At 48.6% G+C, this 24,041-nt stretch carries 25 protein-coding genes and 7 tRNA genes; 28 read left to right on the plus strand and 4 right to left on the minus strand.

The annotated features are described in order from the left end of the window. Positions 1–94: 94 nt before the first annotated feature. From ODZ53_RS12520 to mnmL, 8 genes are all read left to right on the plus strand, one after another. Positions 95–185 (plus strand) — tRNA-Ser (locus tag ODZ53_RS12520). Between the two features lie 10 nt (positions 186–195). Beyond that, a tRNA-Met gene (locus ODZ53_RS12525) sits at positions 196–272 on the plus strand. Between the two features lie 18 nt (positions 273–290). Continuing rightward, positions 291–366, plus strand: a tRNA-His gene (locus tag ODZ53_RS12530). Positions 367–375: 9 nt separating this feature from the next. Next, positions 376–449: transfer RNA gene (locus ODZ53_RS12535), tRNA-Cys, on the plus strand. 5 nt (positions 450–454) lie between these two features. Further along, positions 455–531, plus strand: a tRNA-Arg gene (locus ODZ53_RS12540). 474 nt (positions 532–1,005) lie between these two features. Continuing rightward, positions 1,006–1,090 (plus strand) — tRNA-Leu (locus ODZ53_RS12545). Between the two features lie 298 nt (positions 1,091–1,388). Next, the gene (locus ODZ53_RS12550) at positions 1,389–2,627 is read left to right on the plus strand and encodes a glycosyltransferase family 2 protein (protein ID WP_087351532.1); all 1,239 of its coding nucleotides are present in this window, start codon (positions 1,389–1,391) and stop codon (positions 2,625–2,627) included. Between the two features lie 176 nt (positions 2,628–2,803). Then, positions 2,804–3,772 (plus strand): tRNA modification radical SAM protein MnmL/YtqA, encoded by a 969-nt coding sequence (gene mnmL, locus ODZ53_RS12555; protein WP_012685794.1) that lies wholly within the window; start codon positions 2,804–2,806, stop codon positions 3,770–3,772. A 48-nt stretch (positions 3,773–3,820) separates the two neighbouring features. On the opposite strand, the gene ODZ53_RS12560 is transcribed toward mnmL, so the two are convergent. Together ODZ53_RS12560 and yjcZ are read right to left on the minus strand one after the other, a co-directional pair. Beyond that, positions 3,821–4,549 (minus strand): glycerophosphodiester phosphodiesterase, encoded by a 729-nt coding sequence (locus ODZ53_RS12560; RefSeq protein WP_372677433.1) that lies wholly within the window; start codon positions 4,547–4,549, stop codon positions 3,821–3,823. A 96-nt stretch (positions 4,550–4,645) separates the two neighbouring features. Continuing rightward, positions 4,646–4,960: a sporulation protein YjcZ gene (gene yjcZ / locus ODZ53_RS12565; RefSeq protein WP_372677435.1), complete on the minus strand. Its 315-nt coding sequence runs from the start codon at positions 4,958–4,960 to the stop codon at positions 4,646–4,648. Here yjcZ and ablB point away from each other — a divergent pair. Beyond that, positions 4,908–5,762 carry a putative beta-lysine N-acetyltransferase gene (ablB, locus tag ODZ53_RS12570; protein ID WP_372677437.1) on the plus strand — a complete coding sequence of 285 codons (855 nt, stop codon included), beginning with the start codon at positions 4,908–4,910 and terminating at the stop codon, positions 5,760–5,762. The two genes, yjcZ and ablB, sit on opposite strands and share 53 nt — an antisense overlap. A gap of 4 nt (positions 5,763–5,766) precedes the next feature. On the opposite strand, the gene ODZ53_RS12575 is transcribed toward ablB, so the two are convergent. After that, complete coding sequence (locus tag ODZ53_RS12575) at positions 5,767–7,311, minus strand: PucR family transcriptional regulator (protein ID WP_372677439.1); 1,545 nt, start codon at positions 7,309–7,311, stop codon at positions 5,767–5,769. A 157-nt stretch (positions 7,312–7,468) separates the two neighbouring features. Here ODZ53_RS12575 and ODZ53_RS12580 point away from each other — a divergent pair, with 157 nt between their 5' ends. From ODZ53_RS12580 to ODZ53_RS29415, 10 genes are all read left to right on the plus strand, one after another. After that, positions 7,469–8,821, plus strand: coding sequence for an aspartate aminotransferase family protein (locus ODZ53_RS12580; protein ID WP_372677441.1), 1,353 nt, complete (start codon positions 7,469–7,471; stop codon positions 8,819–8,821). Positions 8,822–8,837: 16 nt separating this feature from the next. Further along, positions 8,838–9,530, plus strand: coding sequence for a 3-oxoacid CoA-transferase subunit A (locus ODZ53_RS12585; protein WP_016739694.1), 693 nt, complete (start codon positions 8,838–8,840; stop codon positions 9,528–9,530). Further along, complete coding sequence (locus tag ODZ53_RS12590) at positions 9,512–10,189, plus strand: 3-oxoacid CoA-transferase subunit B (protein WP_012685801.1); 678 nt, start codon at positions 9,512–9,514, stop codon at positions 10,187–10,189. Before ODZ53_RS12585 ends, ODZ53_RS12590 begins: the two co-directional genes overlap by 19 nt. 32 nt (positions 10,190–10,221) lie before the next feature. Beyond that, positions 10,222–11,502 carry a peptidase gene (locus ODZ53_RS12595; protein WP_372677443.1) on the plus strand — a complete coding sequence of 427 codons (1,281 nt, stop codon included), beginning with the start codon at positions 10,222–10,224 and terminating at the stop codon, positions 11,500–11,502. 97 nt (positions 11,503–11,599) lie between these two features. Then, complete coding sequence (locus ODZ53_RS12600) at positions 11,600–13,018, plus strand: aldehyde dehydrogenase family protein (protein WP_372677445.1); 1,419 nt, start codon at positions 11,600–11,602, stop codon at positions 13,016–13,018. A 67-nt stretch (positions 13,019–13,085) separates the two neighbouring features. Then, a tRNA-Ser gene (locus ODZ53_RS12605) sits at positions 13,086–13,174 on the plus strand. A 67-nt stretch (positions 13,175–13,241) separates the two neighbouring features. Next, positions 13,242–14,387 carry a tyrosine-type recombinase/integrase gene (locus ODZ53_RS12610; protein WP_372677447.1) on the plus strand — a complete coding sequence of 382 codons (1,146 nt, stop codon included), beginning with the start codon at positions 13,242–13,244 and terminating at the stop codon, positions 14,385–14,387. Between the two features lie 990 nt (positions 14,388–15,377). Continuing rightward, entirely contained in the window at positions 15,378–15,980 is a 603-nt protein-coding gene (locus ODZ53_RS12615) for a membrane lipoprotein lipid attachment site-containing protein (protein ID WP_372677449.1), read from the plus strand. Positions 15,981–16,178: 198 nt separating this feature from the next. Beyond that, on the plus strand, positions 16,179–16,382 hold the full coding sequence (locus ODZ53_RS12620) for a hypothetical protein (protein ID WP_188068990.1): 204 nt from the start codon (positions 16,179–16,181) through the stop codon (positions 16,380–16,382). 680 nt (positions 16,383–17,062) lie between these two features. Then, the gene (locus ODZ53_RS29415; RefSeq protein WP_483862218.1) at positions 17,063–17,746 is read left to right on the plus strand and encodes a tyrosine-type recombinase/integrase; all 684 of its coding nucleotides are present in this window, start codon (positions 17,063–17,065) and stop codon (positions 17,744–17,746) included. A 77-nt stretch (positions 17,747–17,823) separates the two neighbouring features. Here ODZ53_RS29415 and ODZ53_RS12630 read toward each other — a convergent pair whose 3' ends face one another. Next, on the minus strand, positions 17,824–18,048 hold the full coding sequence (locus ODZ53_RS12630) for a helix-turn-helix domain-containing protein (RefSeq protein WP_372677451.1): 225 nt from the start codon (positions 18,046–18,048) through the stop codon (positions 17,824–17,826). A 330-nt stretch (positions 18,049–18,378) separates the two neighbouring features. Between ODZ53_RS12630 and ODZ53_RS12635 the strand changes: the two genes are divergently transcribed. The 9 genes from ODZ53_RS12635 (at position 18,379) to ODZ53_RS12675 (ending at position 23,978) form a co-directional block, all read left to right on the plus strand. After that, positions 18,379–18,747, plus strand: coding sequence for a hypothetical protein (locus ODZ53_RS12635; RefSeq protein ID WP_372677453.1), 369 nt, complete (start codon positions 18,379–18,381; stop codon positions 18,745–18,747). Between the two features lie 2 nt (positions 18,748–18,749). Next, positions 18,750–19,049 (plus strand): hypothetical protein, encoded by a 300-nt coding sequence (locus ODZ53_RS12640; RefSeq protein ID WP_372677455.1) that lies wholly within the window; start codon positions 18,750–18,752, stop codon positions 19,047–19,049. A 491-nt stretch (positions 19,050–19,540) separates the two neighbouring features. Continuing rightward, positions 19,541–19,795, plus strand: a complete 255-nt coding sequence (locus ODZ53_RS12645) for a hypothetical protein (RefSeq protein WP_372677457.1) — start codon at positions 19,541–19,543, stop codon at positions 19,793–19,795. Between the two features lie 86 nt (positions 19,796–19,881). Next, positions 19,882–20,328: a hypothetical protein gene (locus tag ODZ53_RS12650; RefSeq protein ID WP_372677459.1), complete on the plus strand. Its 447-nt coding sequence runs from the start codon at positions 19,882–19,884 to the stop codon at positions 20,326–20,328. Between the two features lie 232 nt (positions 20,329–20,560). Beyond that, the gene (locus ODZ53_RS12655) at positions 20,561–21,523 is read left to right on the plus strand and encodes a hypothetical protein (protein ID WP_372677461.1); all 963 of its coding nucleotides are present in this window, start codon (positions 20,561–20,563) and stop codon (positions 21,521–21,523) included. 82 nt (positions 21,524–21,605) lie between these two features. Further along, on the plus strand, positions 21,606–21,821 hold the full coding sequence (locus tag ODZ53_RS12660; RefSeq protein ID WP_372677463.1) for a helix-turn-helix transcriptional regulator: 216 nt from the start codon (positions 21,606–21,608) through the stop codon (positions 21,819–21,821). Positions 21,822–21,902: 81 nt separating this feature from the next. Then, a complete protein-coding gene (locus ODZ53_RS12665; RefSeq protein WP_372677465.1) occupies positions 21,903–22,118 on the plus strand; it encodes a hypothetical protein in 216 nt (71 codons plus the stop codon). A gap of 289 nt (positions 22,119–22,407) precedes the next feature. Next, a complete protein-coding gene (locus ODZ53_RS12670) occupies positions 22,408–22,887 on the plus strand; it encodes a hypothetical protein (RefSeq protein WP_372677467.1) in 480 nt (159 codons plus the stop codon). Between the two features lie 2 nt (positions 22,888–22,889). Further along, positions 22,890–23,978, plus strand: a complete 1,089-nt coding sequence (locus ODZ53_RS12675) for an SU10 major capsid protein (protein ID WP_372677469.1) — start codon at positions 22,890–22,892, stop codon at positions 23,976–23,978. The last annotated feature ends 63 nt before the right edge of the window (positions 23,979–24,041 follow it).

The raw sequence follows: 24,041 nt of genomic DNA on the forward strand, positions 1-24,041 counted from the left end.
AACGCGTGGAGCTGACGAATACTAATCGGTCGAGGACTTATCCACACACTCTTAGCAATCATGCATATCTAGTTTTGAAGGTGCATATAATCACGGAGAGTTACCCAAGAGGCCGAAGGGGACGGTTTGCTAAACCGTTAGTATGCGCAAGCGTAGCGAGGGTTCGAATCCCTCACTCTCCGCCATTTTTATTTTGGCGGCGTAGCTCAGCTGGTTAGAGCGTTCGGTTCATACCCGAAAGGTCGGGGGTTCGATTCCCTCCACCGCTACCAAACTTCATAAAAATTATGGCGGTCGTGGCGAAGGGGTTAACGCACCGGATTGTGGCTCCGGCATTCGTGGGTTCAAGTCCCATCGATCGCCCCATAATAACACGGGAGTATAGCCAAGTGGTAAGGCACGGGTCTGCAAAACCCTTATCCCCGGTTCAAATCCGGGTACTCCCTCCATTTTAGTCCCAGTAGCTCAGCAGGATAGAGCAACGGCCTTCTAAGCCGTCGGTCGGGAGTTCGAATCTCTCCTGGGACGCCACGCGTTTATAAAAGATAGCCTCCTTAGGACATTGTGGCGTCCGCAGGAGGTTTTTTTCGTAGAAGATAGTGCGCTCTTCAAGAGGAAATCAGAAGCAAGTAGTCAGTCAAAAGGACCTAGTTCAAAAAAATAATAAAAAAACTTCCATCCAAGATTGGAAATATTTTGTCTAATTTGTCATAAATTATGTAAGAAAATCACAGAATATGGTTCCCTTTCTACTCGGAAAATGTGACGAAACAATGATATTTTTGTAGAGAAGTGCTTGCATTCTTTTAAAATTTTTGCGACATGTAACTTTCTTTTTCGACAAACGTATCTACTAGAAGACAGAGCCAGAAAATGATAGCTTGATAGGAAAAATATGGGCTCCATCCAAGTCGAAAACGATATTGACTTGCGAAATTTGATTGTGTATACTCAAACACGTACTTCGTGTCAACAGAAAAACACGTGCAAAATCAGCGTTTATAGGCGGTCGTGGTGGAATTGGCAGACACACCATCTTGAGGGGGTGGCGGGGCGACCCGTGCGAGTTCGAGTCTCGCCGACCGCACCAATCCCGGAAACAATCAGGAAGAAATGGAAACGAGCGTTTGTGTTTTTCTAAATAAACGGAGCCTTTTTCGACAAGGGCTTTTTTTTCTGCCAACTGCGAAGCACTGTCGAATAGAAAGAGAAAAAGGTGGGAAAGGTGATAGCAGTGCCTTATTTTTTCCCACTTTTGGGTCATTGCTTATGAATCGTATTTGATGTAAACTGCCAATTGAGAGAAAAACAATAGAGAAATGTTGGAAAAACAACACTACCTAAATTCAGATCAGACCCAATCTGGTTTAGGTCGAGGAGAAGAACCCATGAGTATAATTAGAGAGATCATTGAGGGATTATTCATCGGATTTACTTCTGCGGTGGGCGTAATCGGCACGTACCAAACACTGGTTTCTTGTGCAGGCCTGTTCCGCAAAAAAGAGCAAGTAACATCTGAGCCGCAAAAGACGTTTGCTGTGCTCGTGGCTGCTCACAATGAGAGCGCCGTAGTTGCTCCGCTTATTGAAAACCTGAAGAAACTCGACTATCCACGTGAAATGTACGACATCTTCGTCATTTGCGACAACTGTACAGATAACACGGCAGAAATTAGTCGGGCGCATGGTGCAATTGCATGTGAGCGTTTTGACACATCCAAGCGTGGGAAAGGCTACGGCATCGAATGGATGCTGGAGAACCTCTGGGCAAGACCTAAGCAGTACGACGCTGTCGTCATGTTTGATGCTGACAACTTGGTTGAGAAAAACTTCCTGAAAGTAATGAATGACCGTCTTTGCAAAGGAGCGCGTGTGATTCAAGGTTACCTCGACTCCAAGAACCCGTTTGATTCCTGGATTACGCTGTCCTATGCGGTTACCTACTGGTTTACAAACCGTATGTGGCAGCTGGCTCGTCACAATTTGGGACTGCCGAACACTTTGGGCGGAACTGGCTTGTGCATTGAGAGCAACCTGCTCAAAGAAATGGGCTGGGGAGCAACCAGTCTCACGGAAGACCTGGAGTTTGCAACACGTTGTATTGAACGCGGTATTTACCCGACTTGGGCGCATGACACCAAGGTCTGGGATGAAAAACCGATTGACTTAAAATCGTCTATGCGCCAGCGTTTGCGTTGGATGCAAGGGCACTACGATGTGGCAGGACGCTACATTCGAGCTGTATTGTTTAATGGATTGAAGTCAAGAAAGCTGGGAATGCTTGACGCAGCCTTCTACCTCTTCCAACCGATGTATGTGCTGATGGTGACGATGATGTCGGTATTGTTCTTGGCAAGATTTTTTGATATCGGTACGCTGACAACAGTATCCACGATCTTGCCTACATGGCTGGTATACGGTTCTACTGCCGTGTTCTACCTGTTGCCGCTCTTGGCTCTCTACTTGGATAAAGTACCGTGGAAGGGGTATTTCGGGCTCCTCTTGCTGCCATTCTTTTTCCTGACCTGGCTTCCGATTATGTTTTACGCGTTCTTTACGAAGAAAAACCAGGAGTGGAGTCATACCTCTCACACACGCGCGATTCGTATCGAGGAGATCCAGCAATAGTGACGTAAACAAGCAAAAACCACAGGGGGAATATTCACCTGTGGTTTTCCTATTATCTTAAAGTAGCGAGACCGTTGCCGAATTTGGTATAATGACGTGATCAAGCAAGTAGCGTTCGCCAACGGGATTAAGGCACCAGCGCCAGACGTAGCGGTGCCCATAGGAGGAAAACAGCAATGAAGCTCGCGACAGATATTCACAACAACGACGTCCCATTGTTGTGGGGCGATAAACGATACCATACATGGAATTATCATTTAAGAGGGACTTTTCACGAAAAGATTTTCAAGGTTCCACTGGATGGCGGTTTTAGTTGCCCGAATCGGGATGGGAAAGTAGCGACAGGCGGCTGCACGTTTTGCAGCGCGAGAGGATCTGGAGACTTTGCCGGTGACCGCAGAATGGATCTGGAAAAACAGTTCCATGATGTGAAAAATCGCATGCACGAGAAGTGGCCACAAGCCAAGTATTTGGGCTTCTTCCAAGCATACACAAATACGTATGCACCTGTGGAGGAGCTGCGGGAGATGTACGAAGTCATCCTCCAACAAGAAGGCGTAGTCGGACTCTCCATTGCCACACGTCCTGACTGCCTGCCAGATGACGTCGTGGAGTATTTGGCTGAATTGAATGAGCGCACCTATTTGTGGGTGGAGCTCGGTCTCCAAACAGTCCATGAGCACACAGCCCAGTTAATTAATCGAGCGCACGATTATCAATGCTACGTGGACGCTGTAGAGAGGCTGCGCAAGCACAACATCCGTGTATGCTCTCATATCATCTACGGATTGCCAGGAGAGAGCCACGAAGAGATGATGCAGACGGCAGATGCTGTGGCACATCTGGATGTGCAGGGAATCAAAATACACCTGTTGCATCTGCTGCGTAAAACGCCAATGGTGAAGCAATATGAAGCAGGTCTATTGGAATTCCTATCGCAGGAAGAGTACACGAAGCTCGTTGTAGATACATTGGAAATTTTACCTCCAGAAATGATAGTCCATCGAATCACAGGGGACGGACCACCTGATCTCTTGATTGGACCGATGTGGAGTCGCAAAAAGTGGGAAGTTCTGAATGGCATTGACGCAGAACTGAAAGCGCGGAATAGCTGGCAAGGAAAGTTATTCGTACCACGCACGTAAAAGTCATAGCAACAAACAGGGAGCCTTTTTAAGGGCTCCCTTTCTTTTTTAAAGATTGCGAATCAGATTTCTCGCACGCTTCGGGTAATTGGTGATCAGACCATCTACCTCACAGTCAAGGGCTCGCTGGATTTGCCGACCAGTATTTATCGTCCAGCTCAAAACTTCAATATGATGCTGCTTTGCTTGTTTGACCAAGTCTTCCGTCAATTGATCATAGGGGACGTGCAGTTGATCAGCACGATATCTGCTGGCTACTTCCCAAGGCTTGACGAGTGGTCCCACGTATAAAAGTCCTGTTGTTTGCCTGGCATCCAATTGCTTGATTCGTAAAAGGCTGTCGAAGTTGAATGTTGAAATGATAGTTCGCTCTGTTAGCTGATAACGTCTGATTTGTTCGATGACGAGCTCCTCTAAGTGAGGTTGATCGAGGAAGAAATTTTTCATCTCGATGATGAAGCGCAGTGGTGAGTCGACAAACGACTGAAATACCTCCTGCAGGGTTGGAATGTGTGCTTTTGGTAGTCGCATAGACGAGCCTTTATCTGCTCGAAGCTGACGCAGTTCACGCAATGTGTGATGGCGAACCAAACCGGAACCATTGGTCGTGCGCTCCAGGTTATGGTCATGAATGACAACCAGCTTATTGTCACTGCTGAGCTGAACGTCTAATTCGATCCCATTGGCTTTTCGTCGGACGGCTCCTTGAAACGATTCCATCGTATTTTCCGGAAACAGGCCGGAAGCGCCACGATGGGCATAGATAAGTGGGGGCACGAGGGCTTCCTCCCTTCTCGAGCGTGTCATTACCTTCTACTATGATATGTAAAGGGCCCCTCGATACGACCTGACATGAGAGGCATCTCCAGAAGTCTATCCGATTACGACGAGTACGATGACCAAAAGGACAAAGAGGACAAGGATCAGGGCAAAATTGTTATTGCAGCTCACAAAAAACACCCTCCTTCCCGCACATGAAGCACCTACTCTCATGGTATGAAGAACCGGTAAATATGACCCAACAGAATGCCCACCTTCTGTTTTTTTGTGCATGAGGAACGCTTTTTTATACAGATTGGCAGATGACGGTCTTACTCGTTTTGCTACAATGAGAGGAGGAGTATTGCAGGGGAGGATGAAGACCGTGATAAATGTTGTAGGCGCACAGGATGCTGGCGACCTGATCATTGATCGACAAAATGGCCGCGTAAAGCTGCACGTGTATGAACCATCACAAATCGAGCAGTGGGATCGGGTCATGAAGGAGCTGGCTGAAGAGTCAGAGGCAACAAAAGTGATTGTGTACGGGAAGAAACAAGATATTCCACAATGGCAATCCCTGGGGTACGAGCTAGAGGGAACCATTGATGGTTTTTTTCAAGGGGAAAACGCACAGATGCTCACCTGCTATCTGACAAAAGAGCGGGCTACCTCTGGTGCAGAAAAACTTGCCGAGGAAATTCTTACGTTGAGCCTGTCAAAAGCGGGGAGTACGATAGAGAAATCATTATCAGAGGGATACAACCTGCGTGAAGCAACGGAGGCAGACACGAAGGAATTGGCGTGTTTGTATGGACTGGTATTCGCGACGTATCCTACACCGATGAACGATCCGTCCTACATTCGCAAAACCATGCAGGAAGGTACCATCTACTATGTCGTTGAATTTGAAGGCAAGATTGCATGTGCTGCATCAGCTGAAGTATCCGAACGATTTGGTTCTGCGGAAATGACGGATTGTGCGACCCATCCAGACCATGCAGGGAAAGGCCTCCTCCAACCACTGTTTATCGCGCTGGAACAAAGGATGGAGGAGACGGGGATTTACTTTTTGTACACCTTGACCCGGGCACAATCAGCAGGAATGAATGTGACGGCTGCCAAGATGGGCTATGCATACCGAGGACGGCTGATTAACAATTGTACGATCTTTTCAGGCTATGAAGACATGAATATATGGGTAAAGCCACTTCGCCCGACGAGGGATTAACAGGCTACCTGTTTGTAGGATACAACTGCTGTTGCAAACGACGGGCCATTAAGGCCAATTGAAGCTGCCAGCGTTGATGAGCATCCTCCAGGCGGTAGCCTGTTTTTTCTTCAATTTGGGTTAACCGGTACTTGAGCGTATGTCGATGGATATACAAGGCTTGCGAGGTCTGTAGCCCGTTTCCATTCTGAGCCAAATACACCTCAAGGGTTTCGAGAAGCTGTTGATTGTATTTCGTATCATAGCGAATTAATGGTTCCAGCAATGGGTTCCACAGACGGAGCAAGCTTTCTTTTTCACGATGGTACGGAAACAAGAACTGATAGCCCTGCATATCCCGGTATCGCAAAATTTGCGGGGATTGGGCCAATAGCGGGTACGCTTGTAGAGCAAACATCGCTTCTTCGGAGGCACTGACGACGTTTGGTAATTGCTCGCAGGGATTGCTCAAGGCGATCTGTAGGGCAAGTTCAGGGTGCAGCCCTCTCCAGCGGGAAGTAAGCTGTTCCAACAGGCGTAGGCTCGTCTGATCATCCGGCAAAATAAACAAGAGGCAATGCGGTCGTTCGCGCAGCAAATAAGAGCGCTGATGACGGTCACCAAGCCTCCGCATCAACGTAATGACACTTTGATGCATGTCTCCGAGCATCGTCTGATCGGCTACCTCTACACGAACAGCGACACAGAGATGATGACCAGTAAGCGGGTACCCAAGCATGCGACAACGGCTCTCCAGCTCCGGATGTGTCATCTGCTGCCCATTCAGCAACTCCTCCACAAAATCCCCTTTTAACCGCCATTCCGTTGCGGCTACCGCCCTTTCCTTTACATATTCGAGTGCACATAAGGTAGAGGCATGCTGTAGAGCGACGTCATCGAGCTCTTTCCAGGCGTGTTCGGGCTTCGTTAAGGTCAACGTGCCAAAATGCTCGCGATTGGCGCGAATTGGTACACGATGCGCGATTTCCTGAGACTGATCAAGAGGCAGTGCTTCCGAACTGCCATGCTGTGTGACTTCAAAGCCTAATGCATCGACGAGCGACACGACGCCTCCCGTAAGCGCAGCGAGCTCGCCAGCAATGGCAGGAAGGCCTCCCTTGGACAGGGCAGCATCAATCATTCGGTTATGAATCGCTGAGGAATAGGCTAGCGTTTCAAATTGCCGATTCATGATCGGCTGCAAAATGGCTTTGGTTATGGTTGAAAAGTTGATCTCCGTAGGAATTTCAATCAATGGAAGCTGATAGTGATCCGCCAAGGTCAAAAACGTCTCGGGAATTTCCCGTAAATAAAAGCCTGTATGAATCGCAACGCCACTCAGCTTTTGCTTCGCCAACGAAGGAATAAAAGAAGCGAGCTTTTCTGTATGCTCAGCCAGTCCAAAGCCGGTTGTTATCAAAAATTCGCCTTCTTGCAGGCGACTCGTATCCTCCAGTACCTCGACAATTGTTACCCAACGAATCGGATTGTCGAGTCCGCCTGCTCCTGCGATCAGCCTGGTGTGAACCATATCCGGCAGTTGTAGTGCTTCTCTTATCGTGATGGTCATCAGGCATCTCCTCCAAAAGCTCTCGGTAAAGGTTCTCTTATACAAAATGTACAAAAGATTTTGTCTCTTTTCCATGTTTTTTTGCCAGCACGTCGGATGGCTCTTGCGTGCTGGTCAGCTAGGATAGAGGTAGAGAATAAGCGAGGTGGCGACGAAAATGACGAAAAGCTATGTAATCAAGCCTGAATTGGGCAAAGAGTATCCGGTTATTTCTCACGGAAAAGGCATCTATCTTTACGATAAAGAGGGGAATCGTTACATCGACGGTTCCAGCGGAGCGGTGACGGCAAGCATTGGTCACGGTGTAGAAGAAGTGGCTGAAGCGATGTATGCGCAAGCCAAGGAAGTTTCCTTTGTATACCGCTCGCATTTCAGTAGCGATGCTGTGGAGAAGCTGGCTACAAAGCTGGCGGAGTGGGCACCAGGCTCCCTGAACTGGACGTTTTTTGTCAGTAGCGGTTCGGAAGCAACGGAGACAGCACAAAAAATTGCGATTCAATACTGGCAGGAAAAAGGAAGACCAACGAAAAATCGGATTATCTCCCGCTGGATGAGCTATCACGGGATTACAATGGGCGCACTTTCGATGTCTGGACACGTCTTACGTAGAAAGCGTTTCACCCCATTATTGGCTGACTATCCGGCGATCACAGGACCATATCCGTATCGCAAACCAGAAGACATGTCCCTCGAATCATATGCGCTTGCGTGTGCAAACGAGCTGGAGACCGCAATTTTGCGCGTAGGACCTGAGCAGGTAGCGGCATTCATCGCAGAGCCTGTCATCGGGGCTTCTGGGGGAGCGGTCGTGCCGCCAGACGGTTACTTCCAACGTATTCGCGAGATTTGTGATAAGTATGAGGTTTTGTTTATCGCAGACGAAGTAATGACAGGAGTAGGGCGTACGGGGAAAGCGTTTGGGGTCGACCATTGGGGCGTCGTACCTGACTTGATGACATTGGGCAAAGGCATGAGTGCCGGTTACACGCCTATGGCTGCTACGATTGTCTCGGACGAAATCATTGAGACGATTACAAAAGGCAGCGGCTCGATTATGGCAGGACATACGTATAGTGCTAACCCACAATCCGCTGCGGTTTCTTTGGCTGTCCTCGACTATGTAGAGAAGCATCAGCTCGTCGAAAAAGCGGCAGAACAAGGTGCCTATTTGCTTGCCCGCCTTAAAGAACTGGCAGACGAGCTCCCGTTGATCGGAGATGCACGTGGTCTTGGCATGCTGTGCGGGCTGGAATTTGTGAAAAACAAGCAGACAAAAGAGCCGTTTGCGCTTTCGGGGGGAGTAGGCGGGAAGGTCATTCAAAAAGCATTTGAAAAAGGCCTGCTTATTTATCCGGCAATGGGGGGGATCGAAGGAGTGGCAGGAGACGCTGTCATCATCTCACCTCCACTGACCATTACTACGGAGCAAATCGATGAACTTATATCTCTGCTGAAAGAAGCGGTGATAGCTGTTCAGCAGGAGCTCCAGGACAAAGCACTGATCGGATAGAGAAGGAGGAACGAGAATGACAAACCGATTTGAAAAAGTCGTCTCCCTGTCCGAAGCGCTCACCCATTTTCGCGATGGGATGACGCTGTTGGCAGGGGGATTCGGTGGGGTGGGCAACCCGCCTACATTGATTCAGGGAATTTTAGATAAGGGCGTGCGTGATCTGACGCTGATCAGTAACGATACTGCTTTCCCGCATATCGGAATAGGTAAGCTGGTGACCGAAAAGCGCGTCAAAAAAGTGATAGCTTCTCACATTGGCTCAAATCCGAACGCAGGGGCCCAAATGACGGCTGGAGAGCTGGAGGTAGAGTTCTGCCCGCAGGGGATACTTGCAGAGCGTGTACGGGCAGGTGGAGTCGGTCTGGGAGGCATTCTCTCGGATGTCGGTATCGGGACGATCGCGGAAAAAGGGAAGCAGAAGGTCGTTCTGGATGGAAAGGAATACTTGCTGGAGACACCGCTCACTGCCGAAGTGGCTATCGTACATGCGAAAAAAGCGGATCGCTTTGGCAATTTGGTGTTTGATACTAGTGCACGTAATTTCAATCCGTTAGTGGCGATGGCGGGCGACATTACCATCGTGGAAGCGGATGAGATAGTAGAGGTAGGCATGATCGACCCGGAAGAAATCGTCACCCCGGGCGTTTTCGTGAACTTTATCGTCCAAAGTGAAGGGGTGAATTGGCAATGGGCATGGGAGAAGTAAAAGAAACCGAGAGCTATCGTGAACGTATTGCCCGCCGCGCAGCATTGGAAGTGGAAGACGGCATGATTATTAACTTGGGAATCGGCATTCCAACGCTAGTTGCGGATTTTATCCCAGCTGAGAAACGAGTCATGTTTCACGCGGAGAACGGCATCCTTGGTACAGGACCAAGCCCTGCGAAAGGCGAGGAGAACGCCATGCTATGCAATGCGGGCGGTTTTCCTGTCACGCTTGCCACAGGGGCATCCTTTTTTGACAGTGCGACTGCTTTTGCCATCATCCGACGTGGACTATTGGATATGACGATTTTAGGAGTCCTGGAAGTAAGCCAAAATGGTGACATTGCCAACTGGATCGTTCCAGGCAAGCGTGTCCCTGGCATGGGTGGAGCTATGGAGCTGGCACAAAAGGCCAAGAAGGTCATGGTTGTGACCACGCATCTGGATAAAAACGGACGTTCGAAAATCGTTAGGGAATGCTCACTGCCGTTAACCGCGACAAAAGCTGCGGATTTGATCATCACGGACATGGCTGTAATGGAGGTCATGCCAGATGGCTTGTACCTGCGAGAAGTCATGTATCCATACAGTGTCGCTGACGTGATTGGAGCAACGGAAGCCGAACTCAAGATGGACGGAGAGGTTGGCGTTTTCCGCTAAGCAAAGACAAATCCATGGAACGGGGGAAAAACATGGCAAACTGGCAGGTGCTTATACGGGAGCAGTTGGAAAAAGATCGCGAGGCCGCTGTTCAACTGCTGCAGCAATGGGTAAAAAGCCCGAGTATACAAGGAGAAGAGCAATCCATTCAACAAAGCATTGCAGAGCTTTTGGAGCAGATGGGGCTGGACGTTGACTTATGGGTCATGGAAGGCGAAGAGCTGGTGTCACATCCGTATTTTGTCTCCCCGCGTACGACGTTTGAAAGCAGCCCGAATGTCGTCGGTGTGTGGAAGGGACAAGGAGAGGGCCGGTCCATCATTCTAAACGGACACGTGGATGTAGTGCCCGCGGGTGATCTGGCACAGTGGAGTGATGATCCGTTTAGCGGGAAGGTTGAGGACGGCAAGCTTTACGGGCGCGGAGCAACCGACATGAAGGGTGGAAACTTATCTTCCCTGCTAGCGATCCAGGTTCTACAGAAGTTGGGTGTGCAACTGAAAGGCGACGTCATTTTTCAAAGCGTCGTAGAAGAAGAAAGTGGTGGTGCAGGCACATTGGCGACGATCATTCGTGGTTACAAGGCGGATGCCGCCCTGATTCCAGAGCCGACCAATATGAAAATTTTCCCGAAGCAGCAAGGTTCCATGTGGTTCAGATTGACCGTCAAAGGCCGTTCTGCTCACGGAGGGACCCGCTACGAGGGAGTCAGTGCCATCGAAAAGAGCATGCTCGTCGTTCAAGCAATTGGCCAATTGGAAAAAGAGCGTAACGATCGACTCGACGATCCGCTTTACGCCAAGCTGCCCATTCCAATCCCGATTAATCTAGGGGTGATTGAGGGAGGCAAGTGGCCTTCGTCTGTAGCTGATCTCGTCAAGCTGGAAGGAAGGATGGGAGTTGCCCCAGGAGAACAGATGGACGATGCCAAAGCGGAAATGGCGGCAGCACTCAAAAAGCTGGCAGAGGTCGACCCGTGGTTTGCGGAGCAGCCTGTTGAGCTGGAGTGGTTCGGAGCTCGTTGGGTTCCGGGAGCAGTGGAGCTCGATCATCCGTTAATGGATATTTTGCAAGCGCAGTTTGAAGCTGTGACAGGAGATCGTGCCATTGTGGAAGCATCGCCTTGGGGAACAGACGGTGGTTTGTTGACTGCTTTGGCCAATACGCCAGCGATTGTTGTTGGACCTGGCGTCACACAGGTTGCACACTACCCGAATGAACACATCGTGTTGGATGAGGTGTTCCGTTGTGCGGAGATCTTTGCGCTGACGTTACTAGAATGGTGCGGTGTAGCTGAAAGTGTGAAAGAGTAGAGATATCCAAATATTTCAAATTAAAGACAGGAAGGCACGTGTATGAAGGAGAATGATTGCAAGGTGAACGCTAATCAATGAGAGTGGGGATATGCCGATGAAAAAAACGTGCTTTATCGGGGGAGAATGGGTGCCAGCTACTGTTCATGCACCGCTACTCTCTCCATGTACGGGTCAAGAGATTGCACAAATTTCGCAAGCAGACTCATCATTGGTTGAAAACGCAATTGCTGCGGCCCACGAAGCGACTGCCGTCATGCGGCGCCTTTCTGCCTATCAACGCGCCTTCCTGCTTGAAAAAATCTCGATTTTGATGAATGAACGTTTGGAGGAAGCGGCGCGGATCATCGCAATAGAAGCGGGGAAACCAATCAAAACAGCCCGTGGTGAAGTGATTCGAACCATTCAGACGTATAAGTTTGCAGCAGAGGAAGCCAAACGCCTCCACGGCGAAACCGTACCACTCGATGCAGCGATCGGGGGAGAGGGACGCTTGGCTTATACCATGCGTGAACCACTGGGAGTCATCGGTGCAATTACACCCTTTCCTTTTCCGATGAATCTCGTCGCCCATAAGGTCGGACCTGCTCTCGCTGCTGGCAATACCGTAGTTCTCAAGCCAGCATCGCAGACACCGCTTAGCGCATTGTTTCTGGCAGAGCTCGCAGAGCAAGCTGGTGTGCCTGCTGGCGCCCTCAATGTGATCACGGGTAGTGGGGCGAGCGTTGGCGATCAACTCGTGTCTGATCCGAGAGTCAGGGCGGTGACCTTTACAGGGAGTCCAAGTGTTGGGCTGGATATACGCAATCGAGCGGGTATGAAAAGAGTCACGCTCGAGCTGGGATCGAATTCGGCAGTGATCGTTGATCGCGATGTGCAACTGAATGAAGTGATACCTCGATGCGTTTTTGGCGCCTTCGCCTACTCTGGGCAGGTATGCATCTCTGTGCAAAGAATTTATGTGGTCAAAGAAATCTATCAGGATTTCGTTCAACGTTTTGTTGAACAAACACGAGCACTACGCGGTGGTGATTCGCTTTCTGAGGACGCGGACTATTCCGCTATGATCAATCCCCGGGAAACAGAACGTGCGATGGAGTGGATTCATGAGGCACTCCTACAAGGGGCGCGTTTGGAGTGTGGGGGACAGATCGTGGATCGGATGCTCCAGCCTACGGTGTTGACGGGTGTACCGGCAAATGCAAAAGTATCTTGTCAGGAAGTACTCGGCCCTGTCGTTCTCATCAATCCAGTGGAGTCGGTCCGGCATGGCATTACGTTGGTCAACGATTCCCGCTTTGGATTACAGGCTGGTGTCTATACCAACAATTTGTCGTTGGCTTTGGAAGCGGCAGAAGAACTTCGCGTGGGCGGGGTGATGGTAAATGATATTCCGACATTTCGCGTGGACCATATGCCCTACGGTGGCGTAAAGGAGAGCGGACTTGGTCGGGAAGGGGTCAAATACGCGATAGAAGAAATGACGGAATTGAAACTCATTGCCATCAAGCGATAAAAGAAATGAGGAAAGAGCTCTTGCAAATCATAGTAGAGTTGTGATATAGTTAATCTTGTTGAAATACGGAGGGATACCGAAGTGGTCATAACGGGGCGGTCTTGAAAACCGTTAGAGTGCAAGCTCACGCGGGTTCGAATCCTGCTCCCTCCGCCATATCTCGCTCAAGCCCGTCATACCAACGTTTGTTTAACGGTTGGTGTCACGATAGGATAGCGGAATCATGGAAACATATGTAGCGTATTCGGCGGAAATTGACCGAACACGCGAAACGAAAATAAGCGAACGAACTCGTCAACCTCACGTTAAAATACGGAGGTTGTTTTTATTTATGCGCAAAGGTCAAACGATTGCCCGCGGAAGGGGAGCGACTGTTCCGCACATCCTTTCCGCAAACTACACGATCTCGCAGGCGTTCGAATTGTTTATTCACGCCAAGGCTGCGGAAGGTTTACGCGAGCGTACGTTAAGAGATTATCGCGACCACCAACGATGGTTTGCGGACTGGCTCATCGAAACACGTCCGAAAGTGCAGATGGCACAGGAGATTTCATCGCAAATTCTACGCGAGTACATTTACTATCTGACGTACAACAAGCAGTATTACGGGGATCATCCGATCAAGTCTAAGAAGACGAAGGAGCGCCAGGGATTAAGTCCGGGGAGTATTAATATCCGGATTACAACAATGAAAGCGTACTACAAGTGGTTGTTTAACGAGGGGATTATAACAAGGAATCCGGCTGCGAACATCAAAAAGCAACGCGTGGAAGAGGATATGATCGGCGCGTTCACTGACGAACAAGCAGCGCTCTTGTTGGACATGCCTAATCAACGAAGGTATGCGGGGTTCCGTGATTTTGTACTAATGAAGCTACTTTTGGAAAGTGGCATGAGGATTGGAGAAATTACCTCATTAACAACTGACGCTATCGATTTGAAGACTCGCTTGATTACAATTGCGGCATCTGTAAGTAAAACAAGGAAAGCACGCGTCATTCCAATAAGTACGAAGACTGTACGCCTTTTAATGGAACTTATCGCGGAAAACCATACGTACTTTCCCGATGTGAAACACGTCTTCCTTGCAAACTACGGTCAGCCTTTGACGGAGTCCGGCATCTCATCACGCATTAAGGAGTACGGCAAGCAAGCAGGAATTGTCGATAAGGTACGCTGCTCGCCGCACACCTTCCGGCACACATTCGCCCTCAACTTCTTAAAAGAAAACGGAGATATGGTCGCGTTACAGCGTATCCTAGGGCACTCTTCGATGGACATGGTACGAAAATACGTCCAACATACCTCGGAAGATATACGTGATGCGCATGATAAGTTCACGCAATCAAGATCGAAACGGTTACGCTAGTCCTCAGGGGCTGGCGTTTTCTTTTTGTACCAACGCTTTAGTCCGGTACAGCGCGTAAGCGTACGCCTGCCTCTCCGACTGCGATAATCAGCGTTACTATCGTCATTTAACGTAATAAAGCGAACGGGTACGACCGAACAATTCCGTACAGAATACGCGATTACATCCGCTGGACGCTCCCGGCACGGACGCCCTCCGAAAACTCAGGGGTCACGCTGCATAACGGCTGCATAAACGGATGGGAAATAAAAGCGGCCGGATCGCGCAAACCCGCGCCGTTATGCGGTTTGTATAAACGATGTATAAACGATAATTATCCACAACGCGTAGAACCCGCGCCATTATCACGTTTGAGAAAACGAGCTGAGTCCGACATCTACGCTTATGTTAACTGGGAATGGATATCAATTGCATAACGGAACGATTACGGTTTGACCCCCAAGGTGGTATGCCGAAACCCCGCTCTCTGGTACTTACACCTCGCGCGAATCAAATTTTACCTCGGGGTTCTTTATGATAAACTCTAAAGAGGGGAGAAACGACTCCCCTTGTGTTCACTACCTGCGACGATTGCTCCTGGCCGGGCGGCGTCGCTTTTTCTTTTTTAGATTTTGAAATGCGTCCTTACCGATGGTGTAAACGAACATTACAATTGAGAGCCAATCTTTTATCTCCAAAGGCATCTCCCTCTCCGTTTGATGCCATAATCATATCACGACATTTTTTCTTTAATCCTGTTAAACGACTTTAGTAAATACTAACGCCGTGTAATCGAATTCGTCCCGACGATTAGGAGTTATAAAAGTCGATTTTCTCCATTTTGTATGATTTAAGTTCCTACTGAACTCAGCAAAATGATTGTTGACAGATTTCGGCTAATAAATATTTAGTTATGTTAAACTAATATGGCTTTTCGTACGAGTGAGATTGTGGTTTACATTAAAGTTATGTTATTTATGGTAATATTGGTTAAAAACGGAAGGTGTGCGCATGAAGCGGCCATTGTACATATTCTTAGCACTCACGATACTAACGGGATGTAGCGAGTTTAAGGACACGAACGGAAACTTGGAATCTTTACCGGAGAGTCTCAAGCAGAGCATAGAATCGGGAAGGACGAACGAGCACGCAAAGCCTGCGGAAGCTTCGCCTAAGACAACGTCCGAACCGCAATCCACCGTCAAATTTATCGCAGGCAAACCGGAAGCCGACGTAACGGCGCTACTCGGCAATCCGACCGCAACAGAAACCGGAGAGTGGACGTCACTCTCAACGGAAGAGAAGACGCCATTCGTGCGACATACGTACAAAGAGGACACAGGCGAGATAAGCGTCATGTTCATCGAAGGAGTCGCGGCCAGGATCGAGGTACGTCCGTCTGAGGCGTTCAAGTACCCGGTTGACGCGATAAAGGCGATGCGTGCGGTGGGGCTTGCGGTAGAGGACGGCGCGACAACTGAGAGGGAGAAGCCGCTATACCTTGATTACGGACAAGTGGGCGGGTTCTATAACGTTCGTGTAGTAAAGGACGTCGAAGGGAATCCTGAGAATGTCGGGTACGTAGAGGTCGTAACGGAGAGTAGGTTCAAATAACACGTAAAGCTGTTCCTGAATTTTGGGGACAGCTTTTAATTATTTTGCCACTTTTAAAGAACGAAACTGACGACACGAACGAAGCTTAACGCGAGAACCGCGAGTATGTTACGCTTTATCTTTTGGTTATGTTAAAGGGGAAAAAGGGAGGACTCGTTGAATCCCTGTCGAAAGAACTAGGACGGGAGGTGGCGAGATATGGGAACCGTGTTTACTTCGTCTGAGTGGTATTGCCACGAATGTAATGGAACATTTAGTTGGGCACATTACCTTGAAAAACCGGAGGAATTTGGCTCATACGATGTGAGAGCTACCGTAGTAGAGCGCAGAGGGAGTGTCGTCAAATTACAAATGAAATGCCCGCACTGTGGTTCTACAAACGAGTACATTACCGCTGAGTAACGCAATCAAAACGAAGGACATCGGACGTGCACCGGTGTTTTTCTTTTTGTTTACGTTAAGGCGCGAAATCATTGTTTTCGATTATGTAACGCTATCTTGCGTGTGGTCTTCGTGCAAATGCGTTATGATGCGTCGAGTATCGCTAATCTCGGTATCTATGCGTTAACTAAAATTATACCTATTTTTATATCGGCTAAAAACAAATATGGAAGCAGACTGTTTTTTCAATGAGTTCTAATGTAAGTTTTAGACATATTAAAAATCGTAGAGGATGAAATAGATTGATTGATCAAGAAGATGTGCAGCAAAGGTATACTCTGAATGACGTTTTTGAGTTACTCAGGAGAGCGGAAAGTGAATATGTAAGAGACAGTATTAACCGAATAGAGTCGCTAGATGAATTGTTTGACATTTTTTACCACGCTAAGATTGCGGAGGGGGTAGCGGAGAGAACATTAGAAACCTATCGTGAAAACTACCGATTTTTCTGCGGATACTTAACAAGCAATGAACTTGAGTTGAACGTGAAATACGTCAGCCCCACTATCATCAGGAACTATATAACCTGGATGCTCAAGTCTAAACTTAAATGGGATGGACATTCTCACAAGCCGGAAAGGTATCAGACAGAGGGGCTCTCACCGGTAACCGTTAATGTACGTTTAAAGGGACTCAGGACCATGTTCCGGTTTTTACACGCGGAGAATCTCATTGACACAAATCCGTTTGCTAACATAAAAAATGTTAGAGAGTCTGAGGGTGACATTAGAATTCTATCAATACTCCAACTTAGGAAACTTATTCGTACTCCAGACCGTACTAGCTATACAGGCTATAGGGACGCGACGATGATAGTCTTGGCAATCGATACTTTTTGTCGCACCTCTGAGATTGTTTCTCTAAAGAAGAAAGACATTGACTTCGAACAGGGCGTAATACACTTGAGATCAAGCATAACTAAATCTAGGCGATCAAGGATAGTGCCAGTAACTGACTATACATTGAGAATGTTGAGGAAGTTGTTAGATTTCACAAGCAGAAGATCAAAATCGGAGTACGTTTTTCTATCTATATATGGAGATAAAATCCGTGCAAATCATTTTCGGCATCGACTAAAGAAATACGCTTCAGCAGCAGGACTTGATCTACGCATATATCCGTACCTTTTTCGACACTCCGGTGCCACGTTGTTTCTGGAATCGAACAATAATACGCGGTTACTCCAATTACTACTTGGTCACGTCGATCCGCGCCAAGTTCTCAGGTACACCCATCTATCAAGTACCTATATAAAAAGCGAGCATGAGAAACATTCGCCGCTTAATCAGGTGGTGAAATTAGAAAATCGGGAAAACTATAAATAAGAGAGGGTTGTAACGAGGAAATGATATAAGTAACAAACGCCCACTAATCGGAGAAATTCCGGTCGATGGGCGTTTTTCTATTCTTTATCGGTTGATTTAAGTTCGATTAACTCAGTAATGTCCGTTATCCCCATTATTTCTGCGATCTTTGCGATATGCTCTTTATTTATAACCGTCCGTGAGCCGCGAACGATCTCACTTATTGTACTGGGACGGAGCCCTGTTTTCTCCGCTAGATCAGCCTGTGTCCATCCTCTAACGCGTAATTGTTCATCTACCTTAACGATAAGTACAAAGCCCACCGGTACCCCTCCGCAAACTATTTATATCTGTATTGTAAATTATCCGAAAAAATAACGCAATAACAGTATTGACGAATTCAAAATAACGTTATACCATATACCTAAATACAAGATATCGTTATTCAAAAGGGTGATGTGAAATGAGGATGAAAGCCGGAACGTACCAACGCCTCTCACTTCGGACAAGACTGCGCTGGATGCTTGCAGTAATCGCGGAGCAGGAACGAAGGGGGATGTGCTGACCATGAAGGCCGCTGAACGTGCTTTGATCGAATTGATCCGGAACGACTCCGGGATAGTCAACACTACGATTGGATGGAGGGCGGGATTATGACACCGATCACACTTCGTTTTTACGACGACGAGGTGGAGGATTACTTTACTGCGCGAGGGTGGCTTATCGATGATCGGCATTGTCTTTACGTAGCCAGCGAGGATTATCTGCTTAATCAGACGCTGTACTGGTGCCGCGTTAAGAAGGCGGGAGATTTTTACGAGTCATACCTGCGCGAGCGACCGATGTTTGAGGGACCGGAGATTACCGAACAGATGGTACAAGCCCTCGTCGATAAACTCGCCAGCATGAGCGGGCTCGATATGATGCGCGAGTACCTCAACTATTCGATATATGGTCATTACTTCAAATACCATGAGATGCTGCCGGAACAGTTCCGCAGCCAAATCCAAGGAGGGGTTTAATCATGAAGAATGTGAAGATTTTAGTGTCCTACGATGATATAAATGAATCAATTGTCGCGGATATCTTCGATGGGATACTAATCTCCGATCGATACGCAATTACCTACGATAAAATGTCACTTGCCTGCGCAACGGTAACACCGGTTCATGGGCACAAGGGGGTTTACTCTACGGACGCGGAGCTATTCGAGATAGAGGTCGGAGATGATTTTGATATATCTTCTCTTTACCACTTCGGCCTTACGGAGTTTTTAATGTGTATTGCGGAACATAACGTGATCGTGAAAGACATGAACGCATAAATACCGCTTGCCGATGAAGTTGTCGGCGATAGGCGGGCCGATAACGAAGGGGTCTCGTTTCGCGCCAACGGAATGGGATCGATAATGAACGAAAGCGCCGCGCCAACGGCGTTTATTTTTTTGTTCGGAAAGTGTGCAAAACAGTTCGGGAATCGAATTAATAGATAGAGGGTGTGCAAAAACGAAACTCGGGCGTTTAGTAAAGTAGAGGGTGCGCGAAATAGGCGATCGCGTACGGTAATCCCTAAGACGCCGAAAAATTTCTACGAAAAGTGTGCGAGATTTAAACGCGCCCGTCTATCTAAGTTGATGCGTAAATTTGGTGCCCTCGACCGTTGGTGATGGAGGATAAAATTTGTCTGGATAATGTGCGAGATCAGTTTACGTACGAATAACAGAGTAGAAGGAAGGTGAACCGCCATGTGAACGGATGCGGACGGTCGGATGTCGGACAAGCAAACGGAAAATAAACGATATGGGAGAGATGTAGAATGGAAAACAAAACACGTTACCTTGAAGTTGGATTTGTTTGCTATTGTGGCTGCGGTGAAGTTGAGGAGCTTGATGTCATGATCATCTTTGAGGATGACAATAGGTCACTAATTGAAATCCAAGAAGAAATAGGAGTTGAAGACTTTCGAGTATTTCGAGAACTAACAGACCCGATGGAGATAATTGAGGCATTAACAGAAAGTCACATTGATTTAACTATTAGACTTATGGAGGAGAGTAGGGAGTATGAATAAAAAGCCACGCGGTAAGCTGGCGGGCTCGCGGCGTGTTCCTGCGGTAAATTAACGACTGTACTACGCTATGGACGGAGGGTGAACGAATGCAAGCACGCGATCCACGTTACCAGAAGCTTATCGAGCCAGCGCGGATGGCATTGGCGCAGAAACATCGATCGCTATCGGAGGGGGGCGGCGGATTTACGCCGATTCCCCACGCCATCTACCGTGAAATAATGCCGGAGCTTACCGCGAAGTATGACGGTGCGACCGCTCGGGACGCGTTGACGATCTACATGTACCTCCAGGCGCATGCTCACGGTAAAGAGACGAATGACTTCTATATGTGGGCGTACCCGACCGTTGAGCAGATTCGGAGAGATACCGGGATTCACGGCGACCGGATCAGACCACTCGTTTCTATCCTGGAATCGGAGGGGCTCGTCATGACCGAAAAAGTGGCGTGGATGGGGAACGTCAAGAAACTGTATCTACCGCTTTTCTATCCGAAAAGATACGATTCCTATTTACGGGATGGCACGGATTCCTGAGTCTGGGAACCAACGGAATCCCACTCATAGGAAAGTAATAATAACGAATTAACAAGAACTAAAGAACAAGAACGATAAAAAGATATCGCATCAATCAGTCACTACGTTCCTTCAATCGCGAGGTCAGTCATATATGAACTAACACATATCTTATCGCGCAAAGCCAAGACCAATTAAAAACGAAAGAGCCGCCGTCCCGCAAACGGGAATCGCTCGATAAGGAGGTCGTTGTTTGCAGAAGCAGTCGATTCAACACGCAGGTCTAACCGCAATCTCTCGCCGGGGCTTCCCGAATCACAAGCGCGCACACTATCGGAAGCACGCGGAAACGCCGCTCACCTCACGTAACGAAATAACTCGCGCAATCACCCACGAGCTCATTTCCGAAGATTGGGCGCAATTGGACCACACGAAAGTGGAAGACAAGCCGCTACTCGCGGTCGGCACGTCTGCCCATACGTTAATCAACAGTCGCCAGTCTGTTCCGGCGCTACTCGATCATCTGGCGGACTACATACTCGCGGAGGATCATTCGCGCGGACTCAAAAAGACAAGGGTGCCGGACGGGTACGCGGTGGAGGAGCGGCCATACATCGGGTCAGGTGCGGCGGAATTCGTGTTGCTCCGTTATTACGGGCGGCTCCGTATTGGATCGCGCAATCGCCACCGGATCAAGCGCTGCGAGGTATGCGAATGGTTTTTTCTCGACCGGAGTCGGAATAATCGCGCGAAGATATGCGGCGACGAGTGTCTGGCGTATAAGGACAAGATTCGGCAGCGGGTGGGTCGAACGGGTGATTCGCGTTTGAAGAAAGACCAGGCGCGCCATACGTTAGAGTATCCGTTCTATAGTCCGGTAGAGCTGCGCGAGATACCGTTCTATTCAGAGACTCCGACAAAGGACTCGCGGATGGGACGAAATGAGACGCGAGACAGTGGTGATTACGCAAAAGAAAACGCGGATGATATGGACAAGCGGTTTCGGAACGGACGTCGAGCTCCGAATTGGGTTCCGGAATCGGAATACGAGGGTAAACGCTATAATCCGAAAGGCAATGCGAGATGGAGAGACGCGGAGGAACCGGGCGAAGTCGTGATCTATAATACGCGGGAGGTATCGGCAGAATGGATGCGTGCGTGCGAATGGCAGAACTATCGGAATCATCGTCACAGTCTGGACAACCGTGCTATTTAGTGGGAAGGGCTACAAAGGGTTATTTATTTTGCCCTTGTAGTTGAGTATGCAGTAGGAAGTTGACGAAAAGGGAGTGAGTGAAGTGGTCAAAGTTGATAGTGAGCTGGTGATTCGGTTACGTGCAGTAGAAGGGCTAACCCAAGACGAGTTCGGCAAACGGATCAAGGTAACAGGCGGAATGATCAGTGAGATTGAGCGTGGAATGAAACAAGTTAGCAGGAAGTTAGCTATCCGGATCGTGGCGGAATTCGGACTGACTCCCGAAAGCGCGCAGAGACTTCGTGAATTGCCCGCCTAATTATTTTTTGATCATACGTCAGGTTTTTGGGCATAAATATCCAATTTAATTTTATGACAAACGAGGTGAAAAAGTCAAGAGATGACCAATAGCCTTTGGCGCTTGGACGCCGACTATCTCGCAGCCTACACGGAGGATACCGGAATCATGGCGAGAATCCGCCGTTACTATCCTGACGTTGAACCTACCGCACAATACTACCGTAACGGAAAACGGATCGCTGTGCAGTATCGTGTTCCCAACGGGAGGAAGCGTTCAATGCGGAGGATACTCGGTGTCGATGTTGCACGCGAATAGCCGGAAACGTGTACGCAAATAGGCAGTTTTGGTGCCTATCAAACGCGAGGATATATTTCCCTTGCCGTCTACCGGACGCTCCCAAAAAGCAGGCGGAAATAGGGAGAAATCGCCGTCTTTCGTACCAAATACGCACATAAAAAGAGGGGGAAGTTGCGAGGAGGTGAGTCCAATGCCACCCGCTTTTAGATGTAACTCGTTGCCGCCGATTGTCAAATGGCTCCTGAAAATCGGAGGGCACGAGCATATCAAAAAACTAAAATTGCGACAGAAGGGGAGAAGATGACGAATGGAACAAGTAGAACAAACCGAAGAGCAAGTTGCGGACACTGAGACACAAGCTGAACCCGCGAAAACATTCACCCAGGCTGACATTGATGCAATGAGAGCGGAATGGGACAGCCAGCTAAAAGGGGTACAAACGGCACTCCAACAGCAGACGGTTCAGCACGTATTTTACCGCAAGGCTACGGAACAAGGCGTTGCAGATGCGGACAAACTGCTTCAAATCGTTAACCTGTCAGGGGTAACGTTCGACGAGAACGGTCAGCCGCAGGGGATCGACGAGATTATCGGTGCGCTGACGAGTGCGGTCGCCAAGCCAAAGGCGGAGCCGAAGACTATCGGCGGGCCATCGAATTTTCCGCCTCAAGACAGGTCTGCACAAGCAATGCTCGACGAGGCAGCGGAAAGGGCTCGACGGACTGGACGACATGAGGATCGCGCTGTTTTTTCATCCCTAAAACAAACACTATTTGGAGGTAAATAATTATGACAACAGTTTACTCTTATGACTTGATTGGCAAGAAACAATCCGTAGTAGATGAAATTCTCCTCTTAAATCCGGATCAGACTCCCATGCTTAATCTACTTGGGTTCGGTAATCCAGTGACATCCACTACACACACATGGTATGAGGACGAAGTGTTCGCGACAAAGGCCAAAGTTACGACCGCCACGACTGCCGCAGCAACCGCCCTTGTTGTCTCGGAGGTAGAGGCGTTTCGTCCAGGAATTGTTGCGCAGATTAACGAGGAGATGGTACTTGTACAATCCCTAGACTCGGCAACGAAGACCTTGACGGTTATTAGTGGCTATGGTGGATCAACTGCGGCGGCTATCGTTAAAGACGCGGAAATCGAAGCTCTATTTGTTGAGGGCCAAGAAGGAGCTGATGCGCGCGAGTCGCGCTATAAGCCTCGTCAAAAGGTTGATAACGTGACGCAGATTTTTGACGACAGCGTAGAAGTCACAGGCACCACCCAAGAAGTTGCTCAGTATGGTGTGAGCGATATGTACGGATATGAGAAGTCGAAGGTAGAGCTTGCGCTCGCGTTGCAGCTTGAGAAAGCTATCATTAACGGGTTGAAGTTCGACCAAGGACGAGTACGCCAAATGCGAGGTATGCGCAGTTTCATCCAGACGAATGTGACGGCAGCCACCACACCGATTAGCGTGGATATTCTGAACGGTGCGGCACAAAAGATTTACTCCACGGGAGGATTCGCGAGTGGCGGTAAATATGCGGTTATCGTTCCGGCAAAGCAAAAGCTCGCTATCAGTGCGCTGACTAGCGATAAGATTCGTATTACTCAAGCGGAAACAAGCCGCGGTCAGGTCGTTGACCACCTCGTTAATGACTTCGGAAGATTCCCGATTATCATGAACGATAACCTCAAGTCAGACGAGTTGTTTTTCATCGACACAAACCGAATTGCTATTCGTCCGCTGGGTGGGCGTTCGTTCACGCATGAGTTACTTGCGCGTACGGGTGACTATCAACGAGGAATGATCGTTGGAGAGTATACGCTTGAGTTCCGCCAAGAAAAGGCGCACGCCCGCATCAAGGGTCTGCAATAAGAGGACAATGGGGCTGCCCTTATGGGTGGCCCTTTTCTTTGTATTCAAGGACGGAGGTATGTA

Source organism: Brevibacillus sp. BD137 (assembly GCF_041644655.1).
Lineage (GTDB): Bacteria > Bacillota > Bacilli > Brevibacillales > Brevibacillaceae > Brevibacillus > Brevibacillus brevis_D.